We start from the raw sequence: 20,358 nt of genomic DNA on the forward strand, positions 1-20,358 counted from the left end.
ACGGACCGCACCGCACACACAACTCAGCTCTCGTACTCACTCGGCGATACATACCCATACTGATACTTCAGCCGATTCAGGCTCCTTGAATTCACCTCAGCCGAACCCCAAATCTCTTCGAATAGCGCGGCCCGTCACAGCCTTCCGGCCATTGCCGGAAGGCTTGCCGTCCTATTCGACAGGGGTGTTTCGAGGTGGGTTCCTCCAACCAGCTCATGGTCGCGCTCGATCTCGCGTGTGGCCAATATGTCTGCGTGCCAACGGATCCTGCCGATCCGCGTACGCAAGAACTCCGAGACAAGAGCATCGCAGGTGACCGGTCGCTGGTGTGCGCTCTCTGCTACGCCGAACGTGGTTGCAGTGTTCCGGTCGTCGTCAGATCCCACGTGGGCGGCCAACGCCGGCCCCACTTCGCCCACCCATCAGGCTGGGCACCGCCCGCCGGTCGGCACAACCCCGAAACCATATGGCACCTGACCAGCAAAACGATGCTCGCGACATGGGCGCGAACACAGCCCAGCGTGATCGACGCCCGCACCGAGGTGTGGCTGCCCAACCACGAACGCCGCGCCGATGTTCGCATCGTGTTCGCCGACGAGCGCGAGGTCGCCATCGAGGTGCAGGGCTGCCCCCTGACCGATACGGAATGGATCAACCGGCACCACGACTACCAACACAACGGCGTCGTCGATATCTGGCTATGGCACCCTGCCAGCCAACCGCACCGGATCGTCCTCAGCGACCCCGACCACCAACAGCAACTGTGGTCCTTCGACCCCGACCAGCGATCCGTCACCCTCATGGTTGGCGCACCACACCGGCCCCTGTGGCCCACGCCACCAGACCAGGACGACATCGTTCACCGAGTTCCGCACCTGCCGCCGTGTATGCACGACGCGCTGATACCCCATCAGTACTCACTGGATGACCTCACTCTGACCCCGCACGGCATCGCGATCCCCGCAGCCCTGCAAGACTCACTGGCCGCGGAACTCACGCGAATACAACAGAACCCGAACACTCAAACTCCGGCAGCAAGATCACAACCGAAGTGAACGTGCCATCCCGCCACGCACACGCCCTACCGGATCCGCCCGGTCCGCCGCGAAGGCCGCCGCTCCTGCCCCATCTCGCCCCGCCATCGACGCGCAAGCACTCGCGCATCTGAATTGGCTTGAACTCCAAAACCATTTCATGGAGGTTGGCCACGTCCCCGCGTACCAAGACGCACCACGTCTCCGACTGCCGAGCACGAAACATCAACTTGTGCAATGCATCAACTGCGGACACGTACTCTCGCCGCACACCACCCCGACCGATATCCCCACCTGCGCACCGCACCCCATCACGTCGCGCGACCACCCTCGGTCACCGCAGGCACCACAACAGCCGGTCCACATCCATCGCACACCAACATCATCAACCTCCCAACTGCCTGCACCGCCCGAAACGCCTAGCCCAAACCGATCTACCACAAGTCGCCGGACTCCCAGCCCAGACCAACTTTCCCTCTTCTGACCGAACTCCACGCAGCCTGCTCTTGCAGCACCCAACGGCTCCCCCCTGAACACGGTGCGAAACGAGCACGACAACTGCTCGCCCAGCTGCGACTATTTCTCGGTGAACGATGAAAGGCCGAGTTGGAATGCACTGCGGCAGCGACTCACCGGGGCGGACTCGAGTCCAGCCGTATCTGCTGCGGTCGGACAAGCGATTGATCGAGTGGAACGCGTGCTCGGTCCGACCTGGCCGGAGCGTCAGTTCGAGCGCATGGGCTGGTGGCCGCCCGAGTTCAACATGCTCATGTTCCATACCGCGGCACTTCCACAATTCCTGGCGCTGGTGTTGCGGTTGGAAGCCGCAGCGAAGGAGCCAACGTTCGCGTCAGTGCTACGGGGGCTCAAGAGAGGTGTCACCCCCGCGGACTGGCGACATGCCCTCCTGCAGCTCGAAGTTGCTCGCGCCCTCGGGAGTCCCGATTGGGCCATCACGTTCGAGCCGGAGATCAAGGGCAGCCGAAGCAAAGCTGATGTGATGGTTGCACCTTCGACAGGAGCAGCGTTCCTAGTGGAAATCACCTCTCTTGCTCGCGCCGATGTCGACCAAGTATGGGAGAAGTCCAACCATGAGGTTTGGCAAGCAGTGACCGCACTCGAACTTCGCCACAACGTATGCATAGCGGCGGAACTGATCGACCACGACGACAGGACCGAAATTGCGGCTTGGCTCGATGCCATCGAAACAGCGGCAGCCAGCAGCGAACACGAAGTTCAGTGTGTCGAGTCGCCGACAGGGCGAGCAGAGGTCCGCCGAGCAGGTTCCGCGATGGCGAAAAGCTCATTCGTCGGTGCGATCGCGGCACGAGACGGCTGGCGGCGTCTCGGCCGAGCCCTCCAGGGGAAGGCCCGCCAAAGTGCAGGGCCGCTGCCGGTCTGGCTGCGTGTCGACGCACTTGACGGCTTCTTCCAATTCACGGAGTTCGCCACGCTGGACTGGACCGAGCGCGTCGAACGAGTCGCGGCCAACCTCCGCGAAGACCTCGCCGGTTCCAGCCACTTGGCAGGAGTCGTCCTCTCCTCCGGCCCGGCCGTAGCATTCGGCGCGACAAACCCGAAAGCTGAGAACCAGGCGACACACTCGACAAGCGGACACGGACTGCGGCGCCTCGTCAGTGCACACACCGTCCGCGAGACGGTCGTGGTTGCGCTACGCGACGACGCGACCGAGCAGCAGGAGCGGTGGGTTGCCGCCTATGTAACAGAGCCCGACTGGCTCCCGAAAGACCTTTCCGACCACGGGCTTCCACAACTCGTGACACTCCCGGTTGGCTAAGGGCACTCTGCGGTGCGCGTGCCCAGATCCGCCAACAGCGGGCCTGACAGGACCTGAATATCGGGTCAGCAGATCTCTGAGCCACCCGCGCTCCGTCGATCACGATTCGACCACTCGTGGCATCCGACATGCGTTGACCATCACATCACGATCCATACGGGTGAGCCTGTTTTCCGGCCTCACCTATACGGCCAGTACCGGTACTGTGCTCGTTCGCCGCGTTTTTTCGGGACACGGTGACCGAACCGGCCCACCACGTCCTCCCACAACGCCCCCGAGATGACCGGTTCGACCACATAGCCCGAACGCTTGAAGGGCTTTCCCTCGGCTGTCACTGCGGATACGGTCTCAGCGCTGCCGGGCACGATCTTGAACAAGCCTCGGGTGACCCCGCGGTACAGCGCCACCATATGCTCGACACCCCGCTTTTCTACACTCGCCGGCTGAAGAGTCCACCAGCAACAGACCGACTGCCCCAGGACCACGATCTCGTGTTGAAGCCGCTGAGAATCAGCCCACTCGGGCTTGAAACCGAAGCCGACACGGGTGCCACCGCCGGGGAGCCGTTCGGTACCGTCGACCCAGGTGCCGAGGGTCACCAACAGCAGCGGCGTGCGGGTGGTGAGGTCCGGTGCGCGAAAGTCTCTTTCGATGTCACGCAACCGCGCGATGCCGAACTCAGCGTTCGAGCCACGCACCTTGTTGGTCAAAGGCGTACCGGCCACGAGAGGCGTGCGTGCGGTCCTGTCGAGCGAAGGCGCGATCGAGAAGGTACTGAGCAGATCGATGACGGTCGCTTCGACGGCGCTGTACTCGGCAACGGTCAGGCCCCGCCGCAAGATCCACACATCCACTTCATGACCCGCCTGCTCAATCTCGCTGATACGGGCCAACTTCCGGTCGCGCTCCTCCGAGCCCTCGTCCTCGGCCCAGTTCGCGGCATCCAAACCATGCTGCAGCACACGGCTCTCGGTGCCCTTACCGATGTAGAACGGGACACCGTCTCGTGGATCGACCAGGGCGTACACGTACCGCTGCAGATGCCCGGCGATCTCACTCCTCAAACGATCTCCCACAGCAATCTCCCCTCAACGACGTGTTTGCACCGACCAGCACCGTGCATGTCCCTGCCACGAAACCTCCCGTTACAACTGAGCCCCCCAGAGGTCAGAATTTCGTTGAGTCACCACCCGATGAGACCCTCACGCGCAGTGCTGTATTGCCAGCCAAGAGCTGAGCTGCATGTGCGCGCACCATGCCCGATGCACCGATACATCCTCCAGTCCCCGCCTGGTCATCTGGCCGGACGACCGCACGGGCCGAAAACGATTGCAGCACAACCCATGAGGTGCAGCGACTGCGCCAGAATCACCTGGGCAGCCGTCGCGGCTAGTCAAGACAGGGCTGATTGGGGATCGCGTGAGCTGTTGAGCATTACCTGGCAACGGCTTTCGATTCGACGCATAATCCTGATATTGGATGTGTGGGGGTGCGATGACCGCAGGCGAGGATGGGCAGTTCGGTCGCGGCCAGGGTGGTACCCGGTCGGACTTGTCCGGCAGTGCCGCAGATGTGGTGCAGGCCAGGGACATTGCCGGTGGAGTCCACTTCCACTCCCCTAGCCGCGACCGCCCGGCCGGTGAGAGTGTTCCTGTTCCCGCACAGCTCCCGGCCGCGGTGCACGGATTCGTCAACCGCGTCGCCGACCTCGACCGCCTCGACAGTGTGCTCGAACAAAAGGCCGGTAGTCCGGGGGCGGGACGAGTGTGTGTGCTGATCGGCACAGCGGGAGTGGGAAAGACCTCCCTCGCGGTGCACTGGGGGCATCGAGTCCGCGACCGGTTCCCCGACGGCCAGTTGTACGTCAACCTGCGCGGCTATGACACCGGCGAACCGATCACCCCCGGCCAAGCCCTGGAACGATTCCTCCTCGCCCTCGGTGTCGCACCCGGGTCGTTGCCACTGGATTTGGAGACGCGGGCCGCTTTGTTCCGTACCCTGCTCGCGCAGCGTCGGACGCTGATCGTGCTGGACAACGCCGCCACCGTGAAACAGGTGCGACCGTTACTGCCCGGTGCGGGGCGATGTCTGGTGCTCATCACCAGCCGCTCGCGTCTGTCGAGTTTGGTCGCCCGTGACGGCGCCCATCGCGTGCACCTGCAGCTGTTCGACGAACCCGCCGCGATCGAGCTGCTCGCCGGCACCGTGGCCGGGTACCGCCGCGGCGACAGCGAACACGACATCGCCGAACTCGCCCGCCTGTGCGCCCGGCTACCGCTGGCTCTGCGGGTGGCGGCCGAACGTGCCGCGGTACGCCCGCACATGCCGATGAGCGAGCTGATCGAGAACCTCCACGACGAATCGCGCCTGTGGTCCGCACTCTCGGCCGAGGACGGCGAGGAAGCCGACGCGGTACGCACCGTGTTCGCCTGGTCTTACCGGGCATTGCCACCCGAAGCTGCCCGCCTGTTCCGGCTCCTGGGACTACATCCAGGCCCGGAATTCTCCACCCACGCCGCCGCAGCCCTCACCGCACGATCAGTACGTGACACCAGCAACCTGCTCGACGTACTCGTGGGAGTGCACCTGCTCGAACAGATCGGGCGTGATCGCTACCAATTCCACGACCTACTACGCGCCTACGCCACAGACCGGGTCCGCCACCAAGACACCGCCCAGGACCGCCACGCCGCAATCACACGTGTGCTGGCCTGGTACATGCACACCCTCGACAACTGGGAGAAAGAGTTTCCGATTCCCGAAACCGAATCGACTGTGCGGCACATCGCCTCAGCCGAACCGCCTCCCGATATCGAGCCTCTGACGTTCGCCGACCCCGACACTTCCCTCGCGTGGTTCGACATCGAACGCGCAAATCTGACCGCCTGCGTGCGCGTGGCGGTCGAGACCGGCAACGACCGGATCGCATGGCGGATACCGGCTTTCCTCGCCCGGCCCTACAGCGCGTTCAACACCTTCGACGACTGGTTCTCCACCACCGAGCTAGGGCTTGAGGCCGCGCGACGACTCAACGACACTGTCGCACAAGCGATTCTGCTGGAATCGCTGACCATGGCGTACCGGCAAGTCCACCACCTGGACAAAGCCGAGGCCACAGGCCGCGAGGCACTCGCACTGTATCGGCGAACCGGCCACCCACGAGGGGAAGCGATCATCTTGAATCTCCTGGCACTGATCAACGGTCTCGCGCGGCGCCCCGACCTCGCCCACGCCTACCTTCAGGAAGCCGAAACACTTAGCAGCGCAAACAATTACAGGGACCTTCTCGCGGTAGTCACTACGAACCGCTCCTGGGTCTACCTGTCCGCCGACCAGCATCAGGAAGCATACGATCATGCCATTTCCACTCTCGACATGATCCGCTCGCACGAATCCGCCCCGTCCGAATACGCACATCTGGTCAATCTCATGCGCGCCGCCCACGGACTCGGTCACTTCGACGAGGCTGCCCACTGGGCCCAAACAGCGCTTCCGATGGCGAGGACGAAACTCTGGGAAGGCTACATCCTCATCGCTTACGGCAATATCCAACGAGACCGCGGAGATCTGAACTCGGCACTAGCCACCTACCAGCGATCAGCAGTCATCCACCGCCAACTCGGCGACCGAAACCGAGAAGCAGAAACACTCGACGCCACCGGAACCGCCTACATGCTCCTCGGCCAGCCCGAGCAAGCGGTCCGCTGCCATTTCGAAGCGATCGAACTGTACCGAAGCGTCGACAGCACATGGGGTATGGCCGTTGCCCTCGATCATCTCGCTCGAGCCTCGACAGATCTCCACACACACGCCGACGCGACACGTTATTGGCACGAAGCGCTGACATTGATCAGCGAATTCGACGACCCTGGAGCGACAGCATTACGCGACTCCATCGGAGTGTCTCTGCAACAAGCCGCACTAGCGAAACGACCTCCGCCCCAACAAGATCCCGCCTGAACTTGTAGCGCAGGCCAGGTCAGTTTCGACAGGGAACCACGGCACCGCGCAGGAAGACGTACGGCCACTTCTCCTCCCCGATCTGTTGCTCGGACCATCACCACAGTCGCCGGGGAGTTCCTCAGAAGTTGTGTCCGCCTTGTATGTTGCGGCCCTGCACGGCATTTCCGGACATAGCTCCCGAAATGTCTTTGGCGACAGCATTATCCCAGGAATAGCCAGTGCCGGATATCTGCGCCCACTCGGTACGCAATCGAGCTTTGAACTCGGCGTCATCGGTTTCAGCCTGTTCTAAGACTTCGGCCAAGCGTGAGATCTGCTGGGCGCCCTCGTCGGCGCCGCCGCGGCCTGGAGTGTGACGGTGTCGCGCCGACTCGCCGCGAACTTCGTGCGGACCAGGTCATATGAAGCACCGGCTGCCTTGCCGGGCCCACAAGTTTGCGATGAGGATTAGAATTGGTTGGGGCTGCTCCAAATTTACCCTGATATCGACCCTGTGCTCGTCTGATGTGCGCGGATCCTTGAGTCCCCTCTCAATCGTCTTGCGCGCTGCTTGATCACTGATGCATTGCAATATAATTTGGCCTGTTAGCGGAGAAATTAAATTCGATCACCGCATCGCATCCTACCACTGGCGGGCGATGTCATGTCCTTCGGTGAATTGCGTGAGGTCAGTAATGATTGTGTGGGTAGCAGGAGCGAATTCTGCTTCGAAGAACGCTTCGTCGAACCGTTGAGGAGTCGTGCGGCCACGTAGAATTGCCCTTGCATAGTCCGGCAGCACGGAAGCGCGTTGACGCTGTAGGTCCGCGATGCTTTCGGGACCGGCCAGGGTTTTGTTGCTGTCTTGGAGCTGGCCAGCGGCGACAGTGTCGCGTAGCAGCAGATAGTGGATTCGGTCGAGTAGTCCCGCTTCTTCGAACGCGAGGGGGCTGGCATCGTGGAGCCTCTCGTCTGGCCATGTCGCGAATAACCGTGACCAGGGCATTGCGTGAGCGAGGTAGCGCGGCGCGTAATTCCGTTTCTTCGGTGCCGAATGCAATTCGGCTACTCGGTATGTCGATATCGCCGCGCATCCCCACCACTCCGGCTCGTGCCCATTTGGGCGGACCATGCGTACTTCTGGACGCCGGTGAGGATCAACATCGGCGGTGAGGAAAGGCGGCGGTTCCGCGTGAGGAAAAAATGGGTTGCTCTCCAGAGCGAGGCTGTCAGCGCGCGCACCATCCGGCGCCTGGAATCGTGTCCGCTCCCAGCCATTGTAGAAGACGTGGTATGGGAGGAAGTGCGGATCTCGACAGGCTTCGATGAGAGTGTCGTACTGGTGGTCGTTGTCCTCGAACCCGGGGTGGTCCAGCATAGGATAGCCAGAGGCATTGATACGTTTGGCTTGTATCCGCAGGCACAGCCACCCATCTGAGGCGGAGCCGACCCACCATTCCCAGTCTGCGCCCACTCGCTTCTCCGCAGCCTTTGTGAGGCGTCGGACAGCTAGTTGTGGAAATCGCCTATGCAGCTCAAGCAAGTTGGCGTCCGTTACCGACTCTTCCCCAGGTGCCAACCCTAGGTGATGGCCGTCGCGGTACTTCCACCAAGTCTGCGCAGCCAGCTCGTCCATAAAGGCACGCAGCACGCTCAAGTCCGCCGTTGGCCAACGTCGTTTAGGCCGTGGTCTTACCTTCATTTATGAAAGATGCCTCCTTTGACGAGCAAGCCCGACAACCGTTACGCAAGGCCCTGGTGCCAGGGAATCGCAAACTTAGTCGTTCTCCCAGGGGAGCGTTTCCGGGAGCTCGCCGAAATCACCGATTTTAATGTATGGGTAAGTCTGGAACACGCCCCCGTCGTCAGGGATCACGGTGGTTCCGTTTTCGCCTGCGTAGATCCAGTGCAGCTCTAAACGCCAGACCACCTCATCGATGGTTGTCCTAGGGAAGAACTCGAACAGTTCGGGGTCGCTCGCCGTTATCGTGTACGGCAGATCGACACCGAGTGCCTCAACCCGGGGCACATCGGTATCGAGATCGACTCTGAAGGCCCGCGGCTGCATCGTGCCGTAAAAGTAGGCTTGTCCTTCGATCGGTCTCCGTGGCGGACGCCGGAAGAGAACACGGGCCCTCACCCGGTGCAAGATCACGGCCTGAGCACTGCGTGCTTCCAGGAACACCCGGATCTTGTCCTCGACCGGCAGACGTGTGGCCGGGAACGGATCGTCGTCCGAGACGGACTCCGTAACCACATCCGTGCCCGGAAGGCGCCGCACGCTCACCACGATCGGCAGATCGAGAAGCCTCGGGGAGCCCTCTGCGCCGAAGGTGACATCGCCGTGGATTTCTTGTGCCTGCACAACCCCGCCTGCCATGTTCCCGACAACCTGGTTGTGTAACGCAGGGCCACGTTCTGCTGTTGCAGCCTCGCCCGTCGATGGGCTCGGCTTCCATCGCGCCCTGAACTTGGACAGCCATGAAGCCAACTGTGGCACCCCCATTCCATCGAATCTACTGCCTCAGTTGTAGTCCATGACGGCCCGGTACGTGCAAGACGAGGCCACGCAGATCGAAAGTCGAGGTTGCCAGTCGTGTACGGTAGACAGGAGACGCATCGAGCTTGGGGGACCAAAATGGTTGAGCCGGTTCTGATTTCCATCGCTAGCTCCATTGCCGCAAAGGCGGCCGGTGGTGTCTACGACCTGGTGCGCCAGAAGTTCGCCAAAACCAGAGAGACAACCGCAGTACTCGATGAAGCAGCAGGCGCACCAGAGGACTCGACTGAAGTTCTGAATCTGGCGAAAGCTCTCGAACGTGCCGAGCAGACTGATACAGAGTTCGGAACCAGACTGCGTGCCGAATGGGCGAAGTTGGCCATCGACGGGCGAGTCGGCGACGGCAGCCTCACCAACGACGTTTCTGGTTCCGTATCCGGAAACGTAGTGCAAGCTAGGGATATTCAAGGCAACATTACCTTCTGACTCGTCGACGTTTGCTCAGCTCGGTCCGCTGCCGTCACAACGGCAGGGCCCCCGGGTCGCACGGTTCGGGGGCATCCCTCCACCCAGCGCAAGGCCGCGATCCTGGCCGATCGTGTCCACACCTGGAACGCCCTGTCCTGCAGAGATCCTCACCTGGCTCCTGCGCACCAGCAGGCATCACGGGACAGTAGACGTCCACAACGCCTCCGAGCCCTCCAACCTCGCAGCCTCCAGGCGCGGCCAACCGGTACGGGAAAAGCCCCCGCAAACCGCGGACACCTCGATGGACGGCCGCCCCAAACGCTCTTCGAGATCGCCTGTCAGCCAACCGTTATCGGCAAGAACCAACGCCCAGATACGGCATTTTTACTTATTCAGTGTTTGCGGGTGGATCGACCCCGTGCCTTTGGACTTGGTTGTGACACTTACGGTTTAGCACGCGGGGGACGTGCAGGGACCGAATTGGCTGAGAGCGCAGACGAATTCGGCCACGTGTGCCCTATTCTCTGAGATCATGAGAGTATGGGAGAGCACGGTGATAGTGACTCGAAGTTCCCGTCACCGACCGTGCGCAACGAGGTCAGCGGCGTGGTTCGCGGTCCGGTCGTGCAGGCCCACTCGATCCACGGTGATGTCCTCATCGCCACCAGCACTCCCACTCCGTCCGAGATGGACGAGTGGACCGAGGGCCTGGCTCGGGGAATGCAGGAACTGTGGCAACGAGAAGAAGGGCATCGCCGGATACATGACCCGGTCGCATTGCCGGTACGCTGGCACCCGGCCGCTGCCGAGCTGACCGATCACTGGGCCAACATCCGCCGCCTTCCCGCAGGCGCCACCGCCGAACCTCTAGTCCTGACCGGGAATATCGAGCAGCTGGGAGAGGTCTACCGCAGCATCCCATCTCATCGGCTGGTCCTTCTCGGCCCGGCCGGAGCCGGAAAAACCGTGCTGGCCAGCCGCCTGGCCTTAGACCTACTGGAAGCCCGCCACCCTGGCCAGCGGGTGCCGGTTATCGTCAACGTCGGCTCCTGGAACCCCGAGACCACAAAGCTCCCCGTATGGCTGGCCCAGCAACTTGCACGTGACCACCCCGGCCTTGCCGCCCGCGTCCAAAAGGGCGGGCCCACTCGGGCAGCAGCATTGATCGACGATCACCGAGTCATGCCAATTCTGGACGGATTCGACGAAATCGACGCCGGGTTACATCCGGCCGCACTACGCCAGCTCAACAAAAGCCCGCAAGCTCCGATGGTGATCACCAGCCGAGTCGAGCAGTACACGACCGCAGTGCATGCCGCGGACGTGCTCACCGCTGCCGCAGTCGTCGAACTCGACAACCTGACCATGGAGGATCTGTCCGGCTACCTCCCCCGCACCGCAGCCGGACATCGCACCGGAATCTGGGACCCGATACTCGAGCGGATGCGCGCCGAGGTAGATGCCGCGGGCCCGGCGATGTTGCGCCGGGTGTTGACCAACCCGTTGATGGTGTTTTTGGCTCGCACCATCTACAGCGACACCCCCGGCAACGACCCCACAGAACTGCTCGATACGCACCGTTTCTCCACCACGTCCGCTGTAGAGCACCGCCTGTTGGACGCGTTTGTGCCCGCCATCTACGAAGCCGACCAATTAGGCGGCACCCGGCGGTGGCCCGTTGAGCGCGCCCACCAGTATCTGACCTATCTCGCTAGCCACCTCCAGCAAGCAGGCACCCGCGACCTGGCCTGGTGGCAACTGCGCGACACCATCCCCCGATTCCACCGCAACCTTGCCTTCGCGCTCATCGATGGAATGGTCGTCGGCTTGGCAATCGTGCTCACTGGCGTGCTCTACAAAGAAGCCGACTTCGGCCTCATGCTCACGATCGGGCTCGTGTACGCGCTTGCGGTCGGACTCTCGAGCGTGCTGACCGTAGGACTCACCAGAGCGCTCCGCGGCAAACGTCCTCGCGGCACTACGCGATCCGTTTTCGGCGCGGTCACCCGCGGACTCGCGGTCGGACTCATAATCAGCCTCCTCGCTGGCCTTATATTGACCGTGGGATTGCTCTTGGCCCAGATCTACTCGCCAGCAATGCTTGCGGTCGAGATAGGGCTCAGTACCGGTCTACTGTTCGGGTTCGCGGCCGGGTTTGCGGCTGGTCTCATCGGACCTCGCGAAGAAGGTCCTCAACCAACACGTACCCGCCCTCAGATCCGCGGACGGGCCGTTTTCATCGCCAGCAGATTCGCGGTCGGCCTCACGACTGGTGTTGCCGTTGGGTTCGCGGCCAACGTAATACAGGGGCTCACATCCATGCATGACGCGCATGGCATCACGCAAGGGCTTGCCTCCCTGCGCTGGGACTGGATACTGGACGGATTAGTGGGCGGACCCGCGTTTGCGCTTGCGTTCGGGTTGGAGGCACCCACAGACGCCTCTGACGTAACCAGCGTCGCACAATCGCTGGAAAGAGACCGACGAAACGCGCTCCGTAAGATGCTCACCATCGCGCTTCTCGGGGGGCTTGGGGCCTGGACGGCGCTCAGCGCGTTCGAAGCCGCGCTTCCGGTCGCGCTCGTGGCGATGTTTCTAAGCGTGCGCGCTACCAGCGCATGGATCTATTGGCTGGTTCTGGTGCGAGGATGGCTGCCGCTGACCGGCCGTCTCCCCTGGCGGGTCCAAGCATTCCTAACCGACGCTTACAAGCGAGGCGTGCTCCGACAACCGGGGGCCGTCTACCAATTCCGCCACGCCCGGCTACAAGACCACCTCATCACCAACACACACCTAGGCGTCCATGGTCAGTACACCTAGTCAGACTCGGGCCAGCAGCCGAGGAACATGGGGAACATGGATATTGCCAGCAGAACGCAGCCACCGTTCTGCCGTGGTTTGCCATCTTCGTAGCACCTTGCGGCCGTAGTTTGTTGGCGCCCAGGGCACAAACCTGCGACAACAGCATTCACGCTAGGGAATGTGCTGCTCCGGCTTATGCTCGCGGTCGTCGATGAACGTCACGCGTGGGAACTCCACGTTCACGCATCTTGGCCAGGACCGTGGTATGAGCAACTCATGGACGGCCCGGACCTGTACTGCGGCCTCGAAGGACGCATTCGATTGGAAGATATGTTCGCACGAAAAAAGCGGCACGCCAACGAGACTGGCGAGTGCTACTACTCCGTGAGCCTACGGTCGTCGTAGCCGAGCAACCGCACGCAGTAACTGTTCACTAGTAGCCGAAATCAGCCGTGGTGCCGAATCCGGCGGCCAGCAACTTCAGCCTGACGTCTCCCTCAATAGACCATCTCCGTGTGTTGACGGCGTCAGCACACGATCGGTACGGTTCCGATTATCAACTTCCGCCAAGTTCTCTGACGTTGCTGTTTCGCCTGGTAGACCAGGTGTTGAGTTCTCTGTAGTGCAGGTTAAGGACCCGGAGTCAGGGGTTCGAGTCCCCTTAGCTCCACAGAACGACAAAGCCGCAGGTCAACGACCTGCGGCTTTCTTGCATATGAGTAGTTATCCGAACCATTTCCATGCTGCAGCTTGCACAGCTGGAGCCGAGCGGCAGGTCGTGCAAGGCTTCTGGATGGGCTCATGGCTGTATACGGCGGTGCAACCGGCGCACATGGATCCTGGTGCAACTGCGTCGGAGCCGGTCCGGCCGTAGGCTCATCCTCGCGCACTGGCCACCCCCGGAACGCGTGAGCGCTCATGACTATTACGCAGTGTTCTGACATCCGTGCGCTGGGCGGGCGGATGTGGTTGGTCGCGGACTTCGAATACCACGCTGTCACGGTGTCCATGAGCGAGCCGGAGGCCTCTGCCTGAGTGGGTAGCGTGGCGGGAGTGGCTCGTTCTGGGGAACGGATCAAGCGGCACGCTGCGGTGTCGACGGCGCTGGGGTTGCTCAGCGACCGGGAGCTCGAAGCGAGGCTGGACTCGGCGCCGTTGGTGAGCGATGGGATCGGCGGGGCGGCTGTGCGGCTGGACGTCGACGGGATCCCGGTGTTCGCCAAACGGACGCCGGCGACCGAACTGGAGCTGCGGAAGGAGCACCGGCGGTCGACCGCGAACATATTCGACGTGCCGCCCTACTGCCACTACGGGCTCGGGGTGCTGGGTGGCGGGACCGTCTGGCGGGAACTGGCCGCACATGTCATGACCACGAACTGGGTGCTCGAAGGCCGCAACCCGCACTTTCCGCTGTTGCACCACTGGCGCGTGCTGTCGCTGCCGGGCCGCTTGTCCTCTGAAGATCGCGAAGCGGACGTTGCGTTCTGGGGCGGGTCGGCGCAGGTGCGCGAACGGCTCGAGCAGTTGGAGGACGCCCGCGATAGCGTCGTGCTGTTCTGCGAATACTTCCCGATGAACCTGCACGACTGGCTCTACGACCGCATTGCCGACGGCACCATCGACGACGTCGTCGAGGACGTCGAAACGCAGGTCGTCGAGTCCGTCCTTGCGATGAACCGAGACGGGTTGCTGCACTGCGACACGCACTTCCGGAACTTCGTCACCGACGGCACGCGGATCCACATCGCCGACTTCGGGCTGGCCACCTCCGACCGCTTCACGCTTTCCGCGGACGAGCGAGCCTTCTGCGACCTCAACCGCACGCACGACGGCTGCTACGTCGTCACGCACCTGGTCAACTGGCTGGTGCACGCGCTGGCCGAGCAGGACGGGCGCATCGCCTACATCCGGCGCGTCGCGGAAGGGCACGCGGCGGATCCGCTGCCGCCGAAGACGCGGGTGATCGTCGAGCGGTACGCGCCGATCGCCGCCGTGCTCAACAATTTCTACGCAAAGCTACGCGACGAGGACCGCGCGGTGCCGTTTCCCGCGGCGGAACTGGCGAAAGCCTGCGCTGCCACCGGATTCCAGCCCGGCTGCCATGGTATTGCCGAGCTGAGTGGCCATCGGCCAACATAGACTTCCGGTCCGCGAAACGCGCTGCATTGTTGCCGAGTGAGCATAGATCGGCCCGAAATATATTGCCGCACAGGGCATCTGCTACTGCCACCGAGGCCAACCGCTTCCGGTCGGTCACACGGGTTGAGCGAGCGCAGCCGCCTGGCCGCCCAGCAGGCGGCGGATCTCCGGGCCCGGGTATGGGGGCGGCTCTCCTGCTGGAACGCACGCATGAACGCGGACATCGCCACGGCGGTCGGCGTGCCGAGTGAGGATCGCGGCGGCCTCCTCCGGAATGTCCTCCGGCGGTTTGCCCTCGGAGAACGCGCGCCATCGCGGCGCGCGCCTCCCGGTCCTCCTGCCTGAGCCCGTACAGGGGGCGGTAAGCAGCCAGTTCACCAGATAGGCGGCAGTGAAGCCACGGTGTCCGGCAAGGCGCCATCAGAGGTGATGAGGACGAGTGCGGCGAGCACGCGGCGGATCTCGGGTAACGTCAGGGCAATCATGTCTGCGGCCAGTTCTCCGAGTCCCCCTTTGCGGCAATGGCTTTCGAGGCAGCGAGGTAGGCCGGGGCGGGCATCGACAAGGTGATGTGGGCGTACCAGGCCCAGCAGTCGCGGACCTGGTAGTGGTCGAGCCCGGCCTCATTCCTGGCCTGCTGGAACGCTTCTTCCACATGCCATCTGGACCCAACGATCCAGGCCAGGTCCACCAGCCTGGACGAAGCGGGCCCGTAGCAGAGGTAGCAGGCGATCTCCAGCTCGCCTTTCTTGTTCGGGGTCAGTGCGCGTCGAGCCAACACGGGCCCCGATGGCAACGGATCTTGGGCCGGGTACGTCCTTACGTCCCTGGTTCACGCTCGTGTTGGACAGTGAAGACTCTCGCAGTGGGTGGCCCCGCGAGGCCCACATCCAGGCCCGACGCTGGGGTCACCGCAGGTGGGGTGACTGCTCTGGGGATTTTTCATCGCTGGTCGTAATGGTGATGGTTCGGCGCGGGCCGACCGCACTGGGTGGTGAGCCCGGTGCTCTCCAATGCGGCGGCCATGCGGCGCATGGGGTCGTCGACGACGGGCCCGTGACCGGTGGCCAGCCGGGTCGGGCGGGAGTCGAGCAGATACCGAGCCGATCGCAGTGACAGTTCGTTGTGCCACGTGCCGTACAGCCACGGGAATGGGTACTGCCAGCGGAATTGGGTGCACACGAAAACTCCGGCGATGGCCAGGTAGGCATCTCCGGCGAACAGGGTGCCGTCGCGCACGTCGCGAAGGCAGATGTGCCCGGGGGTGTGGCCGGGGGTGTCGATCACTTCCAGGGAGCCGATTCGGTCGCCGCCGACCACGGTGCGATGCGGGGGTCGCCGGTGACGAATGTAGGTGCGCGAGAGCAGTTTCCGCCCGGCCGGTTCGTTCTGTTCCAGGCTCAGGTCGCCGGTCAGCAGGCGCGCTTCGCGGTGTCCGACGATGATCTCGGCGGCGGGCAGCGCCGTGCGCAGGGCGCTCAGCGATCCGGCGTGGTCGTGGTGGGCGTGTGTGAGAACGATCCGGGCGATGGTGGCCCCGAGTTGGTGCGCAGCAGTCAAGATCGCGTCCGCGGAGCCTGCCAGGCTAGTGTCGATCAGGGTGTATCCGTCGTCCTCGCGGACGAGGTAGCAGTTGCTGAACCGCAATCGCGTGAGTTGCGTGAAATGGGTGAACGGCTGGATTCGCACGAGGTGCTTCCTTGAGGGGTAGTTGAGTACAGATCCGTACACATCTGACGATACGGTATCGTACCCATATGAGTGGAGCAAGTGGTCAGGCATCGGTTCCGGTGCGCGATGACGAGGCGATCGTGTTGATTCCCGAGGGGCGCGATCCGCGCTCTCGACTGATCGCGGCGCTGGCGGCCGAGATTCGCGCCAGGGCGGGGTATCAGGGAATGACCTCGGAGAAGGTGTGCGCGCAGGCGAAGGCATCCAAAAAGACCTTCTACAAGCACTTCGACGATATCGGCAGCCTGTTTCTCGCGATGTACGAGGTCTACAGCCAGCACATGCTCGCCCATGTCACCGCTGCGGTCGATCCGGATTCGCCCGCTCACAAACAGGCCGAACAGGCTCTGATGGCCTGGGTCGACGCGGTCTACAGCGACCCGCAGGTCGCCCTGGCGGTGTTCCGGGAACTGCCCGCGCTCGGCCCCGAGGCGCACGACGCGCAGCGCACGGTGCTACTGGAGTTCGCGTCGAGCTTGCTGAGCATGCTGCGCCGCGATCGAGACGCTCGCCCGGTCGGATTGTTCGAGTCGGTGTTCCTGCTCGGTGGCGTGCGCGAAGCGGCGATCTACGCCCTCGACAGCGGCACACCCCAGCAGGATATGCGCGAGTCGATGGCCTCGCTGATTTCCGGACTCGTCGACGCCGAGACCTGCCCGAACACCCCCACCGTTCCCGGATGGCACCACGTTCTGGTCCCGGCGCACCTGATGGAACAGCTACTGCGCGAAGGGATTCCAGCTCAGCCCTGACCCCCGGATCGCCCCGCCGCCCTTCCCGTGTTGCCGCTGGTTCGCTTGCGGTGATTCGCGCTCGCTCTGCCGTGCCCAGTGTGTGGTGTTGACCACAGCAGATACGGGAATGTACTCTCCGGAAGTGTACGAACCCGTATCCATTTGGGAGGGGACACGAAGGAGGGCCGCAATGGTGCGCTGCCCGAAAGCTGTACTCGGTGTGCTGCTGGTGTGCGCCGCGGCGGCGGGCCTGTGCGATCCATCTCTCGCCGCCGCGCAACCCGCGAACATCTGGGCCGGTGACGGGCCGTGGGGTCCGCCGCCACGATTCGGTGTGCCGCCCCGGCTGGCCATGACGCCGCCGACGCCCCCGCTGGGCGATCCGGTGCCACCGCCGCCGGGCGGGTGGACCGCCGCCAATCCCCCACCCGCCCAGGACGCGCTGGCCTGGGCGGATTTCGACCACGACGGCGTACAGAACTGGCGCGACAACTGCCTGCTGGTCCCGAACCCGGACCAGGCCCCGGCCCGCGCCGCGGCCCCGATCGGGCCCGCGGACACCGCGGCGTTGTCGCGGCAGTGGAAAGCCGCCCACCCGGGCGCGGCGTTCCGCGACGACGCCCAACTCGGACAGGCGTGCTCGGGATACGACGGCAACTACATGCGCACCACCAAGGCCTATATCGATCTGCCCGATTCGGTGCGCTGGCAGGTGTTCCAATATCTCGGCCAATCCGGGCCGATGCCGGGCGGATCCCCTGCCCCGATGTCGACCGATCCCTCGCCGGGCACGGGCAACCTGGCGATGACCCTGCCGATGTGCACCGACTGGGCCGCCGAACTCCAGCTCGCCGACTGGCTGAGCTCTGCGGCACGGGACCCGAACGGCGCTGCCTCGAGATTCGGCGCATCCCTTGCCCCGCAACAGGATTGCGGCCCGACACTGCGGCCGGTCTGGGAGGCGCTGATGCGCTACTACTGGGCCGGCAAACGCCTCTACACCGACCGCGACGGCGGCCGGATCACCAACCAGTTCTTCCCCGCCCTCACCCAGCAACCTGGATTCGAGCCGCTCGCGCGCTTGATCAACCAGATCCCGGGCCTGCAAGCGATCCGGCCGTTCCCCTATGCCGACCGTCCCGGCGGCCAAGCCAACGCCGAAACCCGTGAAGGACTGATCTTCCGGGGCCCTTCGGTGATCGACGGCCGCGAGGCGATCCTCATGGATTGGCGTGGCCCGCAGGCATTCCCGGCCCAGGTCCAGATCCCCGGCGTCGCCGCCGCACTACAAACCGACGAATGCCGCGCGATCCAGACCGGAGTGTATTCGTGCTGGGCCGGAATGGACCTCATCGCCGGGCAGCAACGATTCCTCTGGAAATGGTCCGCGATGCCCTGGGTCATCAAGGGCCAGCCCAGTATCGACGAGTTCCTGAACGCCGTCCGCTAATCACGAAGGACACCGGAGACACCATGCGACTGGCCCGATTCACCCCCACCGGTCACCAGACCCCGCGGCCCGGGATCGTCACCGGCACCGAGATCACCGACCTGTCCGCCGCCGCGAGTAGCGCCGGCGGCGTGCACGAACTGCTGTCGGTTCCCACCGACACCCTGCACCGCTCGCTCACCCACGCTCCCCGCTACGACCTGACCGACGTGCGACTGCACCCACCGGTGCCCACCCCGCAGAAATTCTTCGCGATCGGGTTGAACAGCCACTCACACCGGCGCGAACTCACCCGCGCGGCACGCACCGACCGGCAGCTGCTGCGCATGGGCGCCGGATACCGCCTGGCCCACCCACACCCCGAACTGCCCTGGGCCGCAGCCAAAGCGGTCACCGCGATCAGCGGACCCCACGACCCGATCATCCACCCACCCGCAGTCACCACCCTCGACTACGAAGGCGAACTAGCGGTGGTCCTGGCCCGTGATCTGCACGCCGCGAACGACGCCACCGCCGCGGCCGCGATCGGCGGATATCTGATCACCAACGACCTCACCGTCCACGAATGGCACGACAACCCCGTCGCGATCGGGCTGGCCAAAAGCTACCCCAGCCACGGCCCCACCGGGCCCTGGCTCACCACCCCCGACGACATCGACTTCGACCGGCTCACACTGCACACCACCGTCAACGGTCACATCCGCCAACACGCCCACCTGGCCGCCGACCTTCGAGCCTCCCCCGTCGAACTGATCGCCCGCCTCTCGCACTACTGCGCCCTCACCGCCGGCGACATCATCGCCTGCGGAACCCCCGCGGGCACCGGCCGCGCCACCCACCGCTACCTGCAGCCCGGCGACACCATCACCGTCGCTATCGACGACCTCGGCGCCATCACCAACACCGTCACCCAACCCCCAACCACGACACCGGAATCCAGCAACGGATCACCCCGGCCCGCACGAGGATCACCATGCTCACCTCCGCTCTCCGACTAGCCCCCCTCCTAGCCACTGCAACCACCGTCCTGGCCGCGATCGCACCCGCTGCCGTCGCCCAACCGCGGCCGCTGCACGGCACGATCGCAGGCACCGCCCACATGAACACCCAGAACATCGACGCACCCATCGACCCGGGCACCCTCACCGGAACATTCGACCCGGCCACCGGCGCGATCACCGGCACCATGTGGCTGCCCCCGCTGGTCGACCACGGCCACCAATTCGGTCTCTTCCCCTACACCAGCAGCAATATTCGCATTCACCCCGACGCCCCGGCCACCGGCCACGTCGATGCGCACGGGCTGACCATGACCCAGCGCTTCCACCTCGAAGTCCCCGAGGTGCGGCCCGACTGGCTCCCGTTTTGGAACATGTCCACCCCCACCTGCAGAACCGCGGACGAATCGCTCATGACGCTGACAGCGCCCGGCGTCACCGATCCACGGCAGGGTTTCACCGCGACCGGAGCATTCGACATGGGCCGGTTCACCGGCTGCGGACCGGCCATGGACGAATTCTTCAGCTCTCCCATGGTAATGAGCAGTCCCGCGAACCCGGTCACGCTGACTTTCACCCCGACCCCATGACACACCGCACGCGAACCGTGTCACGGGTCAAGGCGCGCCCGCCCCTACACCAAAGGCTAACTCTGCGAACATATCTCGCAGCGCGATCTCCGCTGTGTTCGTGGGCCGGTGACAATTCGACGCCACTATCGTTGGCGGGACCGGGAGTGTCGGAATTTTTGTGGACAGAACG

The 20,358-nt window shown here is 63.8% G+C and carries 14 protein-coding genes and 1 pseudogene; 10 read left to right on the top strand and 5 right to left on the bottom strand.

All coding sequences use genetic code 11. The annotated features are described in order from the left end of the window. The first annotated feature begins 215 nt into the window (after positions 1–215). Positions 216–1,055, top strand: coding sequence for a competence protein CoiA family protein (locus tag K7711_RS46040; protein WP_235748857.1), 840 nt, complete (start codon positions 216–218; stop codon positions 1,053–1,055). Positions 1,056–1,731: 676 nt separating this feature from the next. Continuing rightward, positions 1,732–2,832: a hypothetical protein gene (locus tag K7711_RS46045; protein WP_222979337.1), complete on the top strand. Its 1,101-nt coding sequence runs from the start codon at positions 1,732–1,734 to the stop codon at positions 2,830–2,832. A 179-nt stretch (positions 2,833–3,011) separates the two neighbouring features. On the opposite strand, the gene K7711_RS46050 is transcribed toward K7711_RS46045, so the two are convergent. Further along, entirely contained in the window at positions 3,012–3,908 is an 897-nt protein-coding gene (locus K7711_RS46050; RefSeq protein ID WP_222979338.1) for a GIY-YIG nuclease family protein, read from the bottom strand. A gap of 418 nt (positions 3,909–4,326) precedes the next feature. Here K7711_RS46050 and K7711_RS46055 point away from each other — a divergent pair, with 418 nt between their 5' ends. Next, entirely contained in the window at positions 4,327–6,792 is a 2,466-nt protein-coding gene (locus K7711_RS46055; RefSeq protein ID WP_222979339.1) for an ATP-binding protein, read from the top strand. 625 nt (positions 6,793–7,417) lie between these two features. Here the strand turns inward: K7711_RS46055 and K7711_RS46060 are convergent. Further along, positions 7,418–8,476 carry a DUF6615 family protein gene (locus K7711_RS46060; protein ID WP_308015248.1) on the bottom strand — a complete coding sequence of 353 codons (1,059 nt, stop codon included), beginning with the start codon at positions 8,474–8,476 and terminating at the stop codon, positions 7,418–7,420. 75 nt (positions 8,477–8,551) lie between these two features. Continuing rightward, positions 8,552–9,139, bottom strand: a complete 588-nt coding sequence (locus K7711_RS46065) for a hypothetical protein (protein WP_222979341.1) — start codon at positions 9,137–9,139, stop codon at positions 8,552–8,554. 273 nt (positions 9,140–9,412) lie between these two features. On the opposite strand from K7711_RS46065, the gene K7711_RS46070 reads away from it, so the two are divergent. The 3 genes from K7711_RS46070 (at position 9,413) to K7711_RS46080 (ending at position 14,683) form a co-directional block, all read left to right on the top strand. Then, positions 9,413–9,760 carry a hypothetical protein gene (locus K7711_RS46070; RefSeq protein WP_222979342.1) on the top strand — a complete coding sequence of 116 codons (348 nt, stop codon included), beginning with the start codon at positions 9,413–9,415 and terminating at the stop codon, positions 9,758–9,760. A gap of 522 nt (positions 9,761–10,282) precedes the next feature. Beyond that, positions 10,283–12,562 (top strand): NACHT domain-containing protein, encoded by a 2,280-nt coding sequence (locus tag K7711_RS46075; protein ID WP_222979343.1) that lies wholly within the window; start codon positions 10,283–10,285, stop codon positions 12,560–12,562. A 1,035-nt stretch (positions 12,563–13,597) separates the two neighbouring features. Continuing rightward, positions 13,598–14,683 carry a protein kinase family protein gene (locus tag K7711_RS46080; protein WP_222979345.1) on the top strand — a complete coding sequence of 362 codons (1,086 nt, stop codon included), beginning with the start codon at positions 13,598–13,600 and terminating at the stop codon, positions 14,681–14,683. 481 nt (positions 14,684–15,164) lie between these two features. On the opposite strand, the pseudogene K7711_RS48235 reads toward K7711_RS46080, so the two are convergent. Both K7711_RS48235 and K7711_RS46090 read right to left on the bottom strand, forming a co-directional pair. After that, a pseudogene (locus K7711_RS48235) lies at positions 15,165–15,464 on the bottom strand (IS701 family transposase); the annotation flags it as partial. Between the two features lie 161 nt (positions 15,465–15,625). Next, complete coding sequence (locus K7711_RS46090) at positions 15,626–16,372, bottom strand: MBL fold metallo-hydrolase (protein ID WP_222979348.1); 747 nt, start codon at positions 16,370–16,372, stop codon at positions 15,626–15,628. A 68-nt stretch (positions 16,373–16,440) separates the two neighbouring features. On the opposite strand from K7711_RS46090, the gene K7711_RS46095 reads away from it, so the two are divergent. The 4 genes from K7711_RS46095 (at position 16,441) to K7711_RS46110 (ending at position 20,186) form a co-directional block, all read left to right on the top strand. Beyond that, positions 16,441–17,166 (top strand): TetR/AcrR family transcriptional regulator, encoded by a 726-nt coding sequence (locus K7711_RS46095; protein WP_222979349.1) that lies wholly within the window; start codon positions 16,441–16,443, stop codon positions 17,164–17,166. Between the two features lie 172 nt (positions 17,167–17,338). Then, the gene (locus K7711_RS46100; RefSeq protein ID WP_222979350.1) at positions 17,339–18,598 is read left to right on the top strand and encodes a thrombospondin type 3 repeat-containing protein; all 1,260 of its coding nucleotides are present in this window, start codon (positions 17,339–17,341) and stop codon (positions 18,596–18,598) included. A 23-nt stretch (positions 18,599–18,621) separates the two neighbouring features. Then, the gene (locus K7711_RS46105) at positions 18,622–19,596 is read left to right on the top strand and encodes a fumarylacetoacetate hydrolase family protein (protein WP_222979351.1); all 975 of its coding nucleotides are present in this window, start codon (positions 18,622–18,624) and stop codon (positions 19,594–19,596) included. Continuing rightward, positions 19,572–20,186 carry a hypothetical protein gene (locus tag K7711_RS46110; protein WP_222979352.1) on the top strand — a complete coding sequence of 205 codons (615 nt, stop codon included), beginning with the start codon at positions 19,572–19,574 and terminating at the stop codon, positions 20,184–20,186. Before K7711_RS46105 ends, K7711_RS46110 begins: the two co-directional genes overlap by 25 nt. Positions 20,187–20,358: the final 172 nt, after the last annotated feature.

The organism is Nocardia coffeae, from assembly GCF_019890715.1.
Lineage (GTDB): Bacteria > Actinomycetota > Actinomycetes > Mycobacteriales > Mycobacteriaceae > Nocardia > Nocardia jiangxiensis.

Coding starts and splice junctions, on each gene's coding strand:
- K7711_RS46060 (WP_308015248.1), bottom strand. CDS start 8,476: ATGAAGGTAAGACCACGGCCTAAACGACGTTGGCCAACGGCGGACTTG.
- K7711_RS46110 (WP_222979352.1), top strand. CDS start 19,572: ATGCTCACCTCCGCTCTCCGACTAGCCCCCCTCCTAGCCACTGCAACC.
- K7711_RS46100 (WP_222979350.1), top strand. CDS start 17,339: ATGGTGCGCTGCCCGAAAGCTGTACTCGGTGTGCTGCTGGTGTGCGCC.
- K7711_RS46075 (WP_222979343.1), top strand. CDS start 10,283: ATGGGAGAGCACGGTGATAGTGACTCGAAGTTCCCGTCACCGACCGTG.
- K7711_RS46105 (WP_222979351.1), top strand. CDS start 18,622: ATGCGACTGGCCCGATTCACCCCCACCGGTCACCAGACCCCGCGGCCC.
- K7711_RS46095 (WP_222979349.1), top strand. CDS start 16,441: ATGAGTGGAGCAAGTGGTCAGGCATCGGTTCCGGTGCGCGATGACGAG.
- K7711_RS46040 (WP_235748857.1), top strand. CDS start 216: ATGGTCGCGCTCGATCTCGCGTGTGGCCAATATGTCTGCGTGCCAACG.
- K7711_RS46070 (WP_222979342.1), top strand. CDS start 9,413: ATGGTTGAGCCGGTTCTGATTTCCATCGCTAGCTCCATTGCCGCAAAG.
- K7711_RS46055 (WP_222979339.1), top strand. CDS start 4,327: ATGACCGCAGGCGAGGATGGGCAGTTCGGTCGCGGCCAGGGTGGTACC.